Here is a 15,986-nt window from a genome sequence, read left to right on the forward strand (position 1 = left end):
ATAAATAAACGGCGCGACGCTTTATGCACGCAACGTCGTTATTCAGCACGCCGCTCATGACTTTGGGCTGGGCCGCTATTATTCCGATTAACCACATGGGAAAAACCATGATGAAAAAAACAATGCCAAAGGATATTGAACGCAGCGCCATCAGGAAATTGACGCTGCATATTGTCCCCCTCATGATCTTGTTGTATTTCCTGGCCTTTCTCGACCGCAACAATATGGCCTACGCCGCCAAAGCGTTGGAAGATAATCTGGGATTGACCGCCTCGGCTTTCGGCTTCGCTTCCGGAATTTTCTTTATCGGCTATTTCCTGTTTGAAATACCCAGCAACGCCGGCACCATTAAATTCGGCCCGCGCATCTGGTTCGCCAGAATATTAATTTCCTGGGGCATCTTCGCGACCCTGCTCGGTTTTGTGCGCACGCCGCTGGAGCTGTATATTTGCCGTTTTATGCTGGGCGTGTGCGAGGCCGGTTTCTTTCCCTCGGTGGTGTATTACTTCACGGTCTTCTTCCCGGAAAAATACCGCACCAAAATTCTCGGCATGTTCATCATCGTCCAGCCGCTGTCCAACGCGGTCGGCTCGCCGATTTCCGGCTTTATTCTCAATATTCAGCATGACTGGTTCGGCTTCGCCCCCTGGCAGCTGCTGTTCATCCTCGAAGGGCTGCCGCCGATCGTCATCGGCCTGCTGATCCCCTTCCTGATCAAGAATTCGCCCAAGGACGTCGGTTATCTGAACGTGGAGGAAAAAGCCTGGCTGATGAGCAACGCCGGCCGCTCCAAATCCGGCTCAAAAATCACGCTGGGCGACTTCCTCAAGGGCATTAAAAACAGAAAGTACCTGCTCTACGCGCTGCTCAACTTCGGCATGGTATGCGGCATTTACGGCTTCGGCACCTGGCTGCCGTCGATCATCAGCGCCATTTCCGGCAGCGATATCTTTCGCGTCAGCCTGCTGGCGCTCATTCCCTACGGCCTGGCCGCGCTGCTGGTGTATCCGTGGAGCCTGTGGGCCAGCAAAACCAAAAAGCTCGGCGTGTTCGCCGGCCTCAGCATGGTGCTTGCCGCCATCGGCCTGATGGGCGCGGTGACGTTTTTTAAATACGACCCGTTCGTCGCGCTGTCGTTCCTGTGCATTGCCGCCATCGGCATCTACACCGCCGTGCCGCCGTTCTTATCCATGCCCGCCAATATCTCCACCGGCGCGGCCGCGGCCGCCGGGCTGGCGGTGGTGAGCTGCATCGGCAATATCGGCGGTTTTGTCGCCCCCTATGCGGTGGGCGTGCTGAACGATCTGACCGGCAGCAGCGCGCCGGGGCTGTTTTTCCTGGCCTCGTGCCTGCTGGCGACCGGTTTGATCTGCATTTTCTACTGCGCCAAACAGCGTGAAGGCGTCATCAATTCTTAACGAACCAATAAGGAGTCAATCATGGGCGATCTTGCGGGCAAAAAGGTCTTTATCACCGGGGCGGAACAGGGCATCGGCCGCGCCACCGCAGAGCGGCTGATCAAGGCCGGGTGCGACATCTATTTTCACTACCACAGCGACGAAAGCGGCCCCAAGGCGCTGGTGGCGCTGGCCCATTCACTCGGACAAAAGGCCGCCTACGGCTACGCCGATCTCATCGACACCGACGAAACGCTGCGCTGCGTCTCGGCCGGCGCCGAGTTTCTCGGCGGCATCGATATTCTGATCAATAACGTCGGCGGCATCGTCGGGCGCAAATGGCTGGGCGAGATCGATCGCGCCTTCTGGCAAACCGTGATCGACGTAAACATGACCACCATGCTGAACGTGACCCAGAGCGCGCTGCCGCACCTGAAGGCGGCGCCGAACGGCGCCAGCATCATCAATCTGGCCTCGCTGGCCGGCCGCGCCGGCGGGCACGCCGGCTCGCTGGTCTATTCCGCCACCAAGGGCGCGGTGCTCACCTGGACGCGCTCGCTGGCGGCGGAGCTGGGCGAGCACGGCATCCGGGTGAACGCGGTGGCGCCCGGCCTGATCCTCGGCACCCGCTTTCATAATCGCCACACCACCCAGGCATCGGCGGAGGAAACCGTTCGCGCCATCCCGCTGGGCCGCGCAGGCACGCCGGACGACGTGGCCCGCGCCATCGCCTTCCTGGCGGCGGAATACGACGGCTTCATCTCCGGCGCCACTCTCGACATCAACGGCGGCATCTTCCGCATGTAGTTCAGCTGCGGGCGGCACGGCCGCCCCCCTATTCAGGAATCGCTTTATGATCAAATCCGCCATCACTCACCCACCGCTGCTCGCCGCGCTGGCGCAATGCGGGCATAAAACCCAGGTGCTGATCGCCGACGGCAATTACGCCTGCGTGACGCACGCGCCGAAAGACGCCACCGTGGTCTATCTGAACCTGGCGCCCGGCACGCTCGCCGCCCCGCCAATCCTGGAAAAACTGCTGGCCTGCATCAACGTGGAAAGCGCGGCGCTGATGGCCTGCCCGCCGGACTTCACCAACACTATCGAAGCCGAATACCGGCAACTGCTGCCAGAACATTGCCCGATCGAGCACCTGCCGCGCGAGGCGTTTTACGCTGCGGTCAAATCGGATCGGACGCTGCTGGTGATCGCCTCCGGCGAACGGCGCCGCTTCGCCAATCTGCTGCTGACGGTGGCGCCGGTGGTGTGAAAGAGGTAGAGGGTGTGAGGGATAAAATGAGGGGGGCCAGCCCCCTCATGCCGTTACAGGTCAGCGACCCACTTCTCCAGTTCCCCCGCACGTTCCGCATCGATATAACTGGTGGCCCAGCCAAACAGGTAAGCGAAGGCGAAAATGCCCACCGTCGACGACACCAGCGTCGGCGCGAAAAACGCGGCGATAGCGGAAAGCGTATACCCTGCGCCGATCGACAACCCGAGCGCTTCGAGCTGGTTGCGGAACGCTTTCCAGTTGCCGGTTGAGAAACCTTCAATCGCGGCGTTTACCAGATCCGCGCCCTTGATCGCCCAGTCCACCCCGGTGAAGACCTTGCCCAATACCCGCGCATTGCGGGCATACTGTTCCGCATCGATCATTTTCAGCCAGGCGACAATCGCCGCTTTGTCCTGCGCCTTGAGCTTTTTGTTCAGGCCCTTCGTCAATTGCTCGTAGGTTTTCTCCGCATCTTGCACGTTGCGGATATATTTTCCTTGAATTCCCGCCTCCAAATCCTTGGCGAGTTTGGCGTATTTCGCGCCGATCTTTTCCGCGATATCTTTATTGATACCTGCGGCCAGGCTGACGCCATCCTTGATGGCTTTTAATTCCGCATTTTGATATTCGACGAATTCCTTAACGATCGTTTTTACCGAGCCGGGCGATTTTACCGGCTTGCCGTTGGCATATTTCACCTCCATGGCATTCAGGTTATCCCCTCTCACCACGGCGATAAACGCGGGCCGGTTCTTATTGGCCTTATAGTAGAGATTGTAGGTCGCCACTCCGTCTTGCTTTTCCACCTTCAAATGATGAAAACCGTAGTAACTCCCGGTCGTGCGGGTCGTCGAGAATTCACCGGTTTTGCCGTTGCCATGCCAGCCGCTGACGGGCCGATCGCGATGCGAGTCTGTCACGAAACTGCCTAACGAAGAGGCGCCGATCTGCCCGGCATTCAGGCCATTGTTGCCGCCTTTGCCAGGAGATGAGGGTTTGCGCGCATGGCCGGTTTCGATATCCCCGATCGCCACTGTCACCCCCTTGGCGTTGACCCCCATCACCAGCCCCCCCAGGCCAATGTGCTTCGCCTGATCGGCCGTCAAACCGGTGGCGGAAAGGCTCAGCGTGCCGGATGGGCTGACGCTTTCAATATGCAATTTCGCATCCGGATTAATTCTGCGCGCCGCCTTAATCACCGCCTCCAGCTTCATGCGCAGCGCCGGATCGTTTTGGATCGCCGCTATCTGTTTCTGTTCCGGGCTGTTGCCAACGCCGGCGCCGCCGCGATCGCGATCGCCGGAATGGCCTTTATCGCCGCCCCCCGGCTCAGGGCCCGTACCGCGCTCAGAACTCCAGTTAGTCCCATCTCCTTTACCACCATAATTAAATCCAGGCATATGCTTTCATCCTTATTTCGTTTTATTTTTAAGATGCCGATATTCTCGTTTAACGCGGATTGACACGCGCATTATCCCTATCGGCAAACCGTTTTTAGCTGCCCGTCATTTATAAAAAACCGCAGAAATAAGGACAACGGATGGCGGCTGTCTGGCCGGTGAAACAAATAGGATCGCGTCTGCATAACCTGAATATATCGCCGCGGGTCACGCCTGGATGGCTGCGACCTGTTCAGAAGTCGTTGGCACACGCCATTAATTGCAATTACAATCATCGCACTTGCAACTTAAAGGGAATGCTCCGCATGTCGCCTCAACGTATAACAATGCCTGCCGCCTCCGCCAGGACCAGAACCCTGGCCGAAGCCTGTATCCGCAAGATGGCCTCCGTCAGCCAGAACGCCGGCGCGGCGCTTCCCTCTTCCACCGCCTGGACGGCGGAAGCCTTGAGCGAACTAAACGCCAGTGGCAACATCTGGCTCATCGACGGCAGAAGGCGCGCCGAACCGCCGAGCTCCCGCTACGCCACCGCCTGGCCGCTCTGGTTTGGCCATCAATCAGAACGTTATGAGAAACCGTTGTTTTACGTCGTCAACACCCCTTCGGTAGACATGCTCCGCGGGCTTGAGCCGGAAACCAATCGCAAGGGGATTTTCATCAGCGATGCGGATACCGGCAGTACCGACTTGCCGAAAGGCGTGCAGGCCTGGTTCCCGCTCCAGCTCACCGCCATGCCGGACTGGCTGCCTTTCGATCCGGCCAATGCCCGGGAAACCGGCGCGATACTCCATCACGCCCTGCACGCGCTCTATCTGGAGGGAACGAGAAAGATGGTGTATCTCGCGACCAACGCAGACAATGATGCCCCCGCTTCCGGTGAGCCGTTTGTCGCAGAGCAGGCGTTCAAGGGGATGTATCGTGTCGCGGCGGCGGCGGACTCGCCGTTGCAGGTTCGCCTGTGCGGCGCAGGCAGAGCGCTCGCCCGCGTTCAGCAGGCGGCTGAGGTGTTGAAAAATTGGGGCATCGCGGCCGAAATCTGGAGCTGCCCCAGCTACACGCGGTTGGCGCAGGATGCCGAACTCGCCGACATGCAGCGCCAGGACAGCGGCGGCGAATGCCATCTGAAAACGTGTCTGGGCGCCGGGAATGCCCCCGTCGTCGCCGTCACCGACTATTCGCATCTGCTCGCCAACCAGCTCAAGCGGTTCATTCCCGCACGCTTTGCCGCGGTGGGTTCGGATTCTCGCACCCGGGGCGAAATTCACTATCCGCAGGCGGAATGGATTGCGCTATGCGCCCTCAAACTGCTGGCCGACGAGCAGAAAATTCCCTCGACGCTGATCGCCGATGCGCTGCGCGTTCTGCACATCACGCCCGATGCCTGATCACGCTCTGGCCAGCTGCATCGCGTTGTCCAACGCGTCGGAGAAGCGTGCGATCTCTTCTTCGCTGAACTGATTGAGAAAGTGGGTTTTGACCACCGCGCGGTAGATCTCCCACATTTTTTTCCGCAGGGCCTTGCCTTCCTCGGTGATGGTGGCGAAGGAGGCCCGACGGTCGTCATCCGAACGAAAACGCGTGACCAGCCGCTCTTTTTCCAGGCGATCCATCAGGCGGGTCAGGTTATAACGCTCAATCACCAACACGTCCGCCAGTTCATGCATGCGGCGCGTGCCGTTTTCCCCGCTTTCCAATCCCCATAACACGTCATACCAGGCGTACGCCGGCAGCCCCGCCTCCGACAATTGCGTTTCAATCTTTTTGATGATTGCCCGGTGCGCGCGCACGAAGGAGAACCACAGGTCGGGTTGTTTATCTGTCATGTCAGTTTTCTCGTCAAAAGCGGTGAGTTGCAATTGCAATTGTAAAGGGATAGAGTGGCTTTCGCCATTATTGCATTTGCAACTCTTGCATATGCAATTCAATAAATTCCTGTATCGCTCAGCGCCTTATCAGGTAAGTACATTTGGAGCTTTTATGAACCAACCCGCGGTAAAAGCAGATCTTGACCCACAAGAGACGGCTGAATGGCTTGAGGCATTTGAAGGCGTCGCCGACATCGACGGCCGTGAACGCGCGCATTTTTTGTTGGAAAGAATGGCCGAAGCCGATCAGCGAAAACACGGCGATTTCTTCAGCATGGTCACCACGCCGTACGTGAATACGATCCCGGTCTATAAGCAGCCGACGTATCCCGGCGATTTGGCCGCGGAAGCGCGCATCAATGCGTTTATTCGCTGGAACGCCATGGCGATGGTGCTGCGCGCCGGCAAACATTCCAACGTCGGCGGACACATCGCCACCTACCAGTCGGCCGCGGTGCTTTACGACGTGGGATTCACGCACTTTTTCCGCGGACGCACCGATGAGTTTGCCGGTGACATGGTGTATATCCAGGGTCACTCCGCCCCCGGCATTTACGGCCGCGCCTATCTCGAAGGCCGCATCGACGAGGAGCAGCTCGACAACTTTCGCCGCGAATCCGTGCGCCGCGGCCTTTCTTCCTATCCGCACCCCAGGCTGATGCCGGATTTCTGGCAATATCCCACCGTTTCGATGGGGCTGGGGCCGCTGACCGCCGCCTATCAGGCACGCTATATGCGCTATCTGGAATACCGCGGGTTGAAACCGCATCAGGGGAGAAAGGTGTGGGCGTTTCTCGGCGACGGCGAGATGGATCAACCGGAATCGCTGGCGGCAATTGCGCTGGGCGGGCGAGAAAAGCTCGATAACCTGATCTTCGTCGTGAACTGCAATCTGCAGCGGCTGGATGGTCCCGTGCGCGGCAACGGCAAGATCATTCAGGAACTGGAAGGCACCTTCAAAGCCGCCGGCTGGCAGGTGATCAAGGTGATCTGGGGCAGCGGCTGGGACAAACTCCTGCAAAAAGATCGCTCCGGGCTGCTGATGCAGCGCATGATGGAGTGCGTCGACGGCGATTACCAGACCTTCAAGTCGCAAAGCGGCGCCTATGTGCGGGAGCATTTCTTCGGCAAGTACCCGGAGTTGCTCGCGCTGGTCGCCGATCTGAGCGACGATGAGATCTGGGCGCTGCACCGCGGCGGCCACGATCCGCAAAAGGTGTACGCCGCCTACCATCAGGCGATGCATACCCCGGGCAGGCCGACGGTGGTATTGGCCAAAACGGTCAAAGGGTTCGGCATGGGAGAAGCCGGTGAAGGGCAGAACATCAACCATCAGCTGAAAAAAATGAGCCAGGATGCGGTGAAAGCCTTCCGCGATCGTTTGGGGTTGACGCTCCCCGATGCGCAGCTGGAAGCGATCCCTTATCTGAAGCCCGAGCCCGACAGCGCGGCGGCGAAGTACATCACCGCGACGCGCACCGCGCTGGGCGGCTACATCCCCGCCCGCTTCGGCCAATCCGCCCCGCTGGCGATACCGGCGTTATCGCGCTTCGACAGTCTCCTTAAGGGCAGCGGCGAGCGCAACATGTCAACCACCATGGCCTTCGTCAATATCCTCGGCGCGCTGCTCAAAGACCCCAACATCGGCAAACTGATCGTGCCCATCGTGCCGGACGAGTCGCGCACGTTCGGCATGGAAGGCCTGTTCCGCCAGATTGGCATCCATTCCTGGCTCGGCCAGCTGTACACCCCGCAGGATGCCGGGCAGCTCAGCTACTATAAAGAGGCCAAAGACGGCCAGATTTTGCAGGAAGGCATCAACGAATCCGGCGCGATATCGACCTGGATCGCCGCCGGCACCGCCTACAGCAACCACGATGTCGCGACGATCCCGTTCTATATCTTCTACTCCATGTTCGGGCTGCAGCGGGTGGGCGATCTCGCCTGGGCGGCGGCCGACGCGCGCACCAAGGGTTTCCTGCTCGGCGCCACCTCCGGCAGAACCACCCTGATGGGCGAAGGCTTGCAGCATGACGACGGCCACAGCCACGTGCTGTCTTCCGTGATCCCCAGCTGCGTCTCCTACGATCCGACCTATGCCTATGAACTCGCGGTGATCGTTCAGAGCGGCATGCGCAGGATGTTCGTTGAGCAAGAGGATATTTACTACTACATCACCTTGCTCAATGAGGGATACCCACAGCCGCCGATGCCGGCGGGCGTAGAGGACGGGATTATCCAGGGGGCGTATTTGCTCAAACAGAGCGCAGCGACAACCCAAGAGAGCCCGCGCGCTCAGCTGGTCGCCAGCGGCGCCATCATGCGCGAGGCGCTGGCGGCGGCGGAGCTGTTGGCCGTGGACTTTGGCGTCGCCAGCGATATCTGGAGCGCCACCAGCCTGAGCGAGCTGCGCCGCAACGGCATGGCGGCCGAACGCTGGAACCTGTTGCATCCGGAAGATCCGCCGAAAGTCCCTTATATCCAAAGCCTGCTGGCGGCGCATCCCGGCCCGGTGGTGGTAGCGACGGACTATATGAAGATCGTCGGCGATCAGATCAAACCGTTCTTGCCCGACCGCACCTTTATCGCCTTGGGCACCGACGGTTTTGGCCGCTCGGACACCCGCGAGGCGCTGCGTGAGTTCTTCGAGGTCAACCGCCATTTCATCGCGCTCGCCGCCCTGAAGCTGCTGGCTGACGAAGGCCGTATCGCCCGCAGCGAGGTCAACCGCGCCATGGCGCTGTACGGCATCGCCCCCGATAAGCCGGATCCGGCTGCGGTGAAGTAACACTCAGCCTACCCACGCCGCCGGTTGTCACCCGCGGCGTTTTTCTTCCTTCGATTCGGCAGCGCGCGGCGCCCGCTCCCCCAACCGCACCAGCGGGATATCCGCCAGCCGGGTGGTGTAAGCCGGCGACAGCATGTCGCGCTTCATTTGCCACGGTTTGACGATCCCCTGCCCGGCGAACCATACGCGCCCGCGCCCTTCCTGATTCAAGCGATCGAGGGTCGCCATCAGGCGCTCGCTGTTGCGGCGCGGCGGGCAGTCGTCGAACAGGTCGATCTGTGCCATGGCGGCGGCGCTGAAATCCCCCAGCATCACGCCGCCCTTCAGATAACGCCGCCCCTCCTGCCAAATGCTCTCCAGCGCGCGCACCGCCATGGCGATGATGTCGCGGCTGTCGTTGCTCGGCGTTTGCAGCCGGGCGGTGCCCATATTGCTGTAATAGCCTTCGCCCGCCGAATGCGGGCTGGTTTTGATAAACACCGACACGTTGCGGCAATAGCGCTTTTCCTGTCGCAGCTTTTCGGCGGCGCGTTCGGCATAGCTGCAGATCGCCTCGCGCATGTGCGGGTAGTGCGTCAACCGCTGGCCGAACGAGCGGGAACAGATGATCTGCTCTTTCGCCGCCGCCTCATCTTCCCATTGCAGGCATGACTCGCCGCGCAGCTCACGTATCGTGCGCTCCAGCACCACGCTGAAGGTTTTACGCGCCAGCCGGGTATCGCAGTCCGCCAGCTGCAGCGCGGTGTGAATGCCCATCGCCTGCAGCTGGCGCGTCAGGCGGCGGCCCACACCCCACACTTCTTCCACCGGAAGCAACGCCAGCAGTTTGCGCTGGCGCGCCGGATCGGATAAATCCACCACGCCGCCGGTGCCGCGCCATTTCTTGGCCGCGAAGTTAGCCAGCTTGGCCAGCGTTTTGCTCGGCGCAATGCCGACCCCGACCGTCAAATGCAGCTCGCGCCGGATGCGATCGCGCACCCGCTGGCCGAACGGTTCCAGCGCCTCGCAGCGCGCCACGCCGTCCAGCCGCAGAAAGGCTTCGTCCAGTGAATAGATCTCCACCGCCGGCGCCATCTCCTCCAGCGTGTCCATCACCCGGCGGGACATATCGGCGTACAGCGCGTAGTTGGAGGAGAACACCGCGACGTTGCGACGGCGCATCTCCTCTTTGATCTTGAAATAAGGCGCGCCCATCGGCACGCCCAGCGCCTTCGCCTCGGCGCTGCGGGCGATCACGCAGCCGTCGTTGTTGGACAACACAATCACCGGCCGCCCCCGCAGGTCGGGCCGAAAGATGGTCTCGCAGGAAGCGTAGAAGCTGTTGACGTCTACCAGGGCAAACATGGTTACAGCGCCGCGTAGACGATAAAGGTCACCACGCCGAAAATCTCCAGCTGCGCTTCGTCGTCGAACACGATGGGCGCATAGGCGGGATTCATCGGCAACAGCTGCACGTCGGGGTGGCGCTGCAGCTTTTTGACGGTGAATTCGCCGTCCACCGCAGCGATCACGATATTGCCATGCTCCGGCGTCAGGGCGCTGTCGACAATCAGCAGATCGCCGTCCCGAATATTGCCGTCGATCATCGATTCGCCGCTGGCGCGCACGAAATAGGTGGCGTTGGGGTGCCGCACCAGCAGCTTGCCGATGTCCAGCCGGCCTTCGACATAGTCCTGCGCCGGGGAAGGAAAGCCGCAGGCCACGCGATCGGCAAACAGCGGTAACGTTAGGGGTTCACCTGGTGAAAAAGCATACAACCTTGAATTGCTCAGCATAATCATAACCAAACTGTATATTTATACAGTTAAGCATAAACAAAACGCGAACGCGTGCAACCCCCAATCCCCTGCGAATCGCGCTTTCCCGCGTAATATAATAATTTTCTGAGCGATTTTTCCTGCAGCTTTTGGCGTTCTTCACGTGTGTTTGCACACATGATATCCACCAAAACTGTGGATAATGCGGCACTCAGACCGTTGGCGTATCGATGGGCAGGATGAGTGAGGGATTGTCATTGCGAACGGCGCCGACGGCGGGCGATACCGGTTGCCAGACGAAATCCTCTGCCTGCAGGCTGTACACGTCAGCCTGCATTTGACCAGAGGGCGGGACTAAGCGGGTGTCGAGCCAGTCGCGCGCGGCCGTCGGTCTCTGCTGCGTACAGCGCCGCAAAGAACAGCGGCAGGCCTTGCCTCAGCAAGAGCCCACGGGAGGAACGGCGGACGGCCTTACAAAATGACGCCAATAAAATTGCGACTGGCAATGGCATCAATGGGACGGCCAGAGACGAAAGTCAGTACGTTATGCCAGGAGCTTGGGATAACCCGACAAACGCTGTACCGCCACATTTCCCCTGATGGTCCACTGCGAGCTGACGGTATAAAGCTGCTCAACCGGGGATAATTTTAGCGGACGGAAAAATCTGGGGTTCCGGCGTAGAACCCCGAATAAGGAATAATCCTTAATTCATTTCCGGATTATTAATTCCATCTAAAACCTCTCGGCAATATTCTTTTTTATAGGCTTCATCATTACTTAATGACTTAACCAAAAAATCAGCATTTTTCCAACCATTATCCCAATGCGTATCGAATCCTGACTGTTCATACTTTAATGTTCTAGTTAATGAGTCTTTTATTTGTTTTTTATATTTATCAATTTTCTCATTGGTTGCCCCACAAACATCATGTGCAACACGAGCATTTGAGCCAGAAAAACCTATTGCTGAAATTGCCATCGCTTCATTTGATTTGTCGAAATCATTCGCATATGCCACAGCATTAGATAAAGCGAATATGACAAGAGCAGGTATGATTTTTTTGTATGAAATCATCTTTCACCTCTAACTCATTGATTGTTCATGGGGTCAGTTTGGATATCGAAAATTATTGTACATTAAGGCTGCTTTTTAATCAGTCTCAACTTCTTTATAGAAGGCCTGAATGCGACAAACTTGGGAAGTACTGTAGCCTGTCGCGTCTGCTGTTTCTCGGATACTCAGTTTCTTAATCTGTCGGTAGTACAGGACTTTCTGATGTCGTTCCTGATCTGCCTGCTTTCCCCGGTATCTACCCAACGTATGCGCCCGTTCAATTCCCGGTTTTTGCCGTTGGCGGCGACTTGATCGTTCCGTCCGCGCGCCACAGCAGCAGGCAGGGGGCGCGCAGGTTCGGCCAGCACAATCAGCATCCGTCGCTACAGCGGCGACGGCCGGCGGACGTTAACCGTTGCCACGATGTCACTCCTCTCTCTTATAGATGAGGACATACAGGCGCAGCCGGTCGGCATCAACACGTTCATCCATTATTGTGCCCGGATAGCCCTGCAGCGCCAGACCGTACCAGAAACTCAGAATGACAGAAGCCTTACCCAACTCTAGGGTGTAACCCATCCCGCCCTGGTTCAGATTGCATTTTTTAATCGCATCTTCTGCTTCCCGGATCAACTGCGCATAGCTGAGTGAAAAATTCAGTGCCTGATCCATCCTGCTCGCTCCATCTCACCGCTGGCGCGCACGAAGTAGGTGGCGTTGGGGTGCCGTACCAGCAGTTTGCCGATATCCAGCCGGCTCTCGACATAGTCCTGCGCCGGGGAGGGAAAACCGCAGGCCACGCGATCGGCAAACAGCGGTAACGTTAGGGGCTCACCTGGTGAAAAAGCATACAACCTTAAAGTACTCAGCATAATCATAACCAAACTGTATATTTATACAGTAAGGCATAAACAAAACGCGAACGCGTACAACCCCCTATCCCCCTGCGGATCGCGCTTTGCCGCGTAATATAATAATTTTCTGAGCGATTTTTTTTTACGCCTGCTAACGGTTTCACGCTGCCTTGCACACACGTTATCCACTAAAACTGTGGATAACCTGCAGGGCGTGATTCCCTACGCGAGCGGGATCAGAATCCTGTATAATGTCCACACCTGCTCAATAAGCATTCATCCCCGTCGGCGCCTCGTCACCGGCGGTCACGAGAACGTTATGAACAAGCACCTACTCCTCGCAGAAACCGACGACATCGAACAGGCCTGCCTGTCTCGCCATGCGGTCTGGCAGCGCACCGATCTGGCTCAGGCGCAGCAGGATTGGCTGGCGGAAGAAGTGCCGGTCGCCCTGGTGTACAACGGCATTTCCCACGTGGTGATGATGGCGACGCCAAAAGATCTGGCGGCCTTCGCCATCGGTTTTTCGCTGTCCGAAGGCATCATCGCCTCCCCCGACGATATCTACGACATCCGTCAACAACCGGCCTGCAACGGCATTGAAGTGCATGTAGAGCTCTCGAGCCGCCGCTTTATGCAGCTGAAAGAGAAGCGCCGCAGCCTGGCCGGCCGCACCGGCTGCGGCGTCTGCGGGGTCGAGCAGCTGCAGGAGGTTGCTCAGCCCATCGCACCGCTGCCCTTCACCCAACGTTTCGATTTGGCCCAGCTCGACCGGGCGTTGGCTCAACTGCAGGAAGTGCAAACGGTGGGAAAACTGACCGGCTGCACCCATGCGGCGGCCTGGATCCAGCCGGACGGCGCGCTCAGCGGCGGATGTGAAGACGTCGGCCGCCATGTGGCGCTCGACAAACTGCTGGGTTACCGCAGCCAACAGGCCTGGTCGCAAGGGGCGGCGCTGGTCTCGAGCCGCGCCAGCTATGAAATGGTGCAAAAGTCCGCCATGTGCGGCGTCGAGATCCTGTTCGCCGTCTCCGCCGCCACCCGTCTGGCGGTGGAAGTGGCCGAGCGCAGCAACCTGACGCTGGTGGGCTTCAGCAAACCGGGGCGCGCCACCGTCTATACGCACCCGCAACGGCTCTGGCAATCGACAACGGCGGCATAGCGCCGCCGGATAAGAATCGACTATTCTCAATAGCAGGACACCAGGAAGCACCCACGTTATGATAATTCGCCCGCACCAGAACTGGTTTTTTCGCCTGTTCGCCTGGCACGGTTCCGTGCTGTCAAAAATCACCTTTCGCCTGTCGCTGAACGTGCTGATGTCGATAGTGGCGGTGATCAGCTACCAATGGTACGAACAGCTCGGCGTGCATTTGACCATCGCGCCGTTCAGCCTGTTGGGCATCGCCATCGCCATTTTTCTCGGCTTTCGCAATAACGCCGGCTACAGCCGCTTTGTCGAAGCGCGCAACCTGTGGGGCTCGCTGCTGATTACCGAACGCACCCTGCTGCGCCAGATCAAAAGCCTGCTGCCGGACGAACCGGCGGTGCAGCAAAAGGTCGCCAAGCTGCTGATCGCCTTTAGCTGGAGCCTGAAGCATCAGCTGCGCGGCACCGACCCCACCGCCGATCTGTACCACAATCTCACCGGCAACGAGCTGGCCGAGGTGATCGCCAGCCCGATGCCGACCAACCGCATCCTGCTGATGCTGGGCCAGGAAATCGGCAAATTGCGCCGTCAGGGCCTGCTTAGCGACATCACCTTCGGGCTGATCGACGATAAGCTGAGCGAACTGTCTCATACCCTCGGCGGCTGCGAACGGCTCGCCAGCACCCCGGTGCCGTTCGCCTATACCCTGATCCTGCAGCGCACCGTTTACCTGTTCTGCAGCCTGTTGCCTTTTGCCCTGGTGACCGATCTGCATTACATGACACCGTTTGTTTCGGTGTTTATTTCCTATACCTTCTTATCCTGGGACTCACTGGCCGAAGAGCTGGAGGATCCGTTCGGCGTGTCGGCCAACCATCTGCCGTTAAACGCCATTTGCAACACCATCGAGCGCAACCTGCTGGAAATGAACGACCAAAGCCCGCTGCCACCGCCGATGAAACCCGACGAGCACTTTAATTTGATCTGATCTATTTCACCCGAACACACTGGAGCCGAATGCAATGAATGCAAATAACACCCCGCCGCAAGCCGTATTCACGCCGGTCACGCGCCATGCCATTTTCATCGTCGCCACCCTGTCGCCCGTTCCTGCCCATCTGGCGACGGTGCGCGCCTGGTGCGGCGATATCGCCGCAGTGGTGCGTTCGGTCGGCAAACGCGCGCCGGCGGGCAACCTCACCTGCATCTGCGGCTTCGGCTCCGAGGCCTGGGATACGCTGTTCGGCGCGCCGCGCCCTCGCCAGCTGCATCCGTTCAGCCCGATCGGCAGCGGAGAACGCGTTGCGGTCGCCACGCCTGGCGACATCCTGCTGCACATCCGCGCCGATGAAATGGATCTGTGTTTTGAACTGGCCTCTCAGTTGACCGCCAAGCTCGGCGACGCCGTGACGGTGATCGAGGAGGTGCACGGCTTCCGTTATTTCGATCAGCGCGCCATGATCGGCTTCGTCGACGGTACGGAGAACCCGGAGGGGCACGAAGCCTTCGACTACACGGTGATCGGCGACGAAGACGCGGCGTTCAGCGGCGGCAGCTATGTGCTGGTGCAGAAATACCTGCACGATATGCAGGGTTGGAATTCGCTCAGCGTGGAAACGCAGGAGAAGATCATCGGCCGCCATAAACAGTCCAATATCGAGCTGGATGAAGCGGTCAAACCGTCGTCGTCGCACAGTTCGTTGACCACCATCACCGACGAGCAAGGCAACGAGGTGAAAATTCTGCGCGACAACATGCCGTTCGGCCGCCCCGGCCTGCGCGAGTTCGGCACCTACTTTATCGGCTATGCGCGCTCCCCGCAGCCGATCGAGCAGATGCTGGAAAACATGTTTATCGGCCGCCCGGCCGGCAACTACGATCGGCTGCTCGATTTTAGCCACGCGGTGACCGGCACCCTGTTCTTCGTGCCTTCCGCCCCGCTGCTGGAAGCGCTGGCCGATCGCAGCGGCGCCGAACTGCACTGATTGGATGAAATGCGGGGCCGCAGCGATTAGCCGTTGGTTATCCTGTGGCCCTGCGCATCAATCACCGGCTCCCCGTCCTCTTTGCTGAAGGCGCCGCGCTGCGGATCCGGCAGAATCTCCAACACCACCTCCGACGGACGGCACAAACGCGTGCCGAGCGGGGTCACCACAATGGGGCGGTTGATCAGGATCGGCTGTTGCAGCATGAAATCGATCAGTTGATCATCGCGCCAGTCGGCTTCGTCCAGCTTCAGCTCGGCGTAAGGCTCGACGTTTTTGCGCAGCAACGCGCGCGGCGTCATGCCCATTTCGGCCAGCAACGCAATCAATCGTTCGCGGCTTGGCGGCGTTTCCAGATACAAAATCACCTCTGGCTCAACGCCGCTGTTGCGGATCAACGCCAACGTATTGCGCGACGTGCCGCAGGCCGGGTTATGGTAAATCTTGATGTCGCTCATGACG

Annotated in this window: 15 protein-coding genes and 3 pseudogenes; 8 read left to right on the top strand and 10 right to left on the bottom strand. The window is 59.0% G+C overall.

From position 1 onward, the window contains the following. The first annotated feature begins 182 nt into the window (after positions 1-182). Genes ACJ8IP_RS06685 through ACJ8IP_RS06695 form a run of 3 tightly spaced genes read left to right on the top strand, consistent with a single transcriptional unit; the run spans position 183 to position 2,667 of the window. On the top strand, positions 183-1,418 hold the full coding sequence (locus tag ACJ8IP_RS06685) for an MFS transporter (RefSeq protein ID WP_232092545.1): 1,236 nt from the start codon (positions 183-185) through the stop codon (positions 1,416-1,418). Positions 1,419-1,439: 21 nt separating this feature from the next. Beyond that, positions 1,440-2,204: an SDR family NAD(P)-dependent oxidoreductase gene (locus tag ACJ8IP_RS06690; RefSeq protein WP_042784898.1), complete on the top strand. Its 765-nt coding sequence runs from the start codon at positions 1,440-1,442 to the stop codon at positions 2,202-2,204. A 46-nt stretch (positions 2,205-2,250) separates the two neighbouring features. Then, complete coding sequence (locus ACJ8IP_RS06695; RefSeq protein WP_033643572.1) at positions 2,251-2,667, top strand: RbsD/FucU domain-containing protein; 417 nt, start codon at positions 2,251-2,253, stop codon at positions 2,665-2,667. A 53-nt stretch (positions 2,668-2,720) separates the two neighbouring features. On the opposite strand, the gene ACJ8IP_RS06700 is transcribed toward ACJ8IP_RS06695, so the two are convergent. Continuing rightward, a complete protein-coding gene (locus tag ACJ8IP_RS06700; protein ID WP_164106726.1) occupies positions 2,721-4,070 on the bottom strand; it encodes a colicin-like pore-forming protein in 1,350 nt (449 codons plus the stop codon). 305 nt (positions 4,071-4,375) lie between these two features. Here ACJ8IP_RS06700 and ACJ8IP_RS06705 point away from each other — a divergent pair, with 305 nt between their 5' ends. Beyond that, positions 4,376-5,455, top strand: coding sequence for a transketolase-like TK C-terminal-containing protein (locus ACJ8IP_RS06705; protein ID WP_142002630.1), 1,080 nt, complete (start codon positions 4,376-4,378; stop codon positions 5,453-5,455). On the opposite strand, the gene ACJ8IP_RS06710 is transcribed toward ACJ8IP_RS06705, so the two are convergent. After that, positions 5,456-5,893: a MarR family winged helix-turn-helix transcriptional regulator gene (locus tag ACJ8IP_RS06710; protein WP_033643576.1), complete on the bottom strand. Its 438-nt coding sequence runs from the start codon at positions 5,891-5,893 to the stop codon at positions 5,456-5,458. 154 nt (positions 5,894-6,047) lie between these two features. Here ACJ8IP_RS06710 and aceE point away from each other — a divergent pair, with 154 nt between their 5' ends. Continuing rightward, positions 6,048-8,723, top strand: a complete 2,676-nt coding sequence (aceE, locus tag ACJ8IP_RS06715) for a pyruvate dehydrogenase (acetyl-transferring), homodimeric type (RefSeq protein WP_164106725.1) — start codon at positions 6,048-6,050, stop codon at positions 8,721-8,723. Between the two features lie 27 nt (positions 8,724-8,750). On the opposite strand, the gene umuC is transcribed toward aceE, so the two are convergent. The 7 genes and pseudogenes from umuC to ACJ8IP_RS06750 form a co-directional block, all read right to left on the bottom strand. Then, entirely contained in the window at positions 8,751-10,067 is a 1,317-nt protein-coding gene (gene umuC, locus ACJ8IP_RS06720) for a translesion error-prone DNA polymerase V subunit UmuC (protein WP_047025430.1), read from the bottom strand. A gap of 2 nt (positions 10,068-10,069) precedes the next feature. After that, a complete protein-coding gene (umuD, locus tag ACJ8IP_RS06725; RefSeq protein WP_164106723.1) occupies positions 10,070-10,504 on the bottom strand; it encodes a translesion error-prone DNA polymerase V autoproteolytic subunit in 435 nt (144 codons plus the stop codon). A 187-nt stretch (positions 10,505-10,691) separates the two neighbouring features. Beyond that, positions 10,692-10,871 (bottom strand): annotated as a pseudogene (locus ACJ8IP_RS06730) (SOS response-associated peptidase family protein); the annotation flags it as partial. A gap of 313 nt (positions 10,872-11,184) precedes the next feature. Further along, positions 11,185-11,556, bottom strand: coding sequence for a hypothetical protein (locus tag ACJ8IP_RS06735; protein ID WP_126502249.1), 372 nt, complete (start codon positions 11,554-11,556; stop codon positions 11,185-11,187). A gap of 75 nt (positions 11,557-11,631) precedes the next feature. Next, a pseudogene (locus ACJ8IP_RS06740) lies at positions 11,632-11,844 on the bottom strand (resolvase); the annotation flags it as partial. A gap of 117 nt (positions 11,845-11,961) precedes the next feature. Beyond that, the gene (locus tag ACJ8IP_RS06745) at positions 11,962-12,207 is read right to left on the bottom strand and encodes a hypothetical protein (protein ID WP_089194902.1); all 246 of its coding nucleotides are present in this window, start codon (positions 12,205-12,207) and stop codon (positions 11,962-11,964) included. 14 nt (positions 12,208-12,221) lie between these two features. After that, positions 12,222-12,413 (bottom strand): annotated as a pseudogene (locus ACJ8IP_RS06750) (DNA polymerase V); the annotation flags it as partial. A 295-nt stretch (positions 12,414-12,708) separates the two neighbouring features. Between ACJ8IP_RS06750 and fdhD the strand changes: the two are divergent. Genes fdhD through ACJ8IP_RS06765 form a run of 3 tightly spaced genes read left to right on the top strand, consistent with a single transcriptional unit; the run spans position 12,709 to position 15,524 of the window. Then, positions 12,709-13,551 (top strand): formate dehydrogenase accessory sulfurtransferase FdhD, encoded by an 843-nt coding sequence (fdhD, locus tag ACJ8IP_RS06755; protein ID WP_042784906.1) that lies wholly within the window; start codon positions 12,709-12,711, stop codon positions 13,549-13,551. 58 nt (positions 13,552-13,609) lie between these two features. Then, positions 13,610-14,527: a bestrophin family protein gene (locus ACJ8IP_RS06760; protein ID WP_033643582.1), complete on the top strand. Its 918-nt coding sequence runs from the start codon at positions 13,610-13,612 to the stop codon at positions 14,525-14,527. A gap of 34 nt (positions 14,528-14,561) precedes the next feature. After that, positions 14,562-15,524 carry a Dyp-type peroxidase gene (locus tag ACJ8IP_RS06765; protein WP_206357762.1) on the top strand — a complete coding sequence of 321 codons (963 nt, stop codon included), beginning with the start codon at positions 14,562-14,564 and terminating at the stop codon, positions 15,522-15,524. Positions 15,525-15,550: 26 nt separating this feature from the next. On the opposite strand, the gene arsC is transcribed toward ACJ8IP_RS06765, so the two are convergent. Next, positions 15,551-15,982: a glutaredoxin-dependent arsenate reductase gene (gene arsC, locus ACJ8IP_RS06770; protein ID WP_108681016.1), complete on the bottom strand. Its 432-nt coding sequence runs from the start codon at positions 15,980-15,982 to the stop codon at positions 15,551-15,553. Between the last annotated feature and the right edge of the window lie 4 nt (positions 15,983-15,986).

This window comes from Serratia sp. CY52157 (assembly GCF_052168495.1).
Classification (GTDB): Bacteria; Pseudomonadota; Gammaproteobacteria; order Enterobacterales; family Enterobacteriaceae; genus Serratia; species Serratia ureilytica.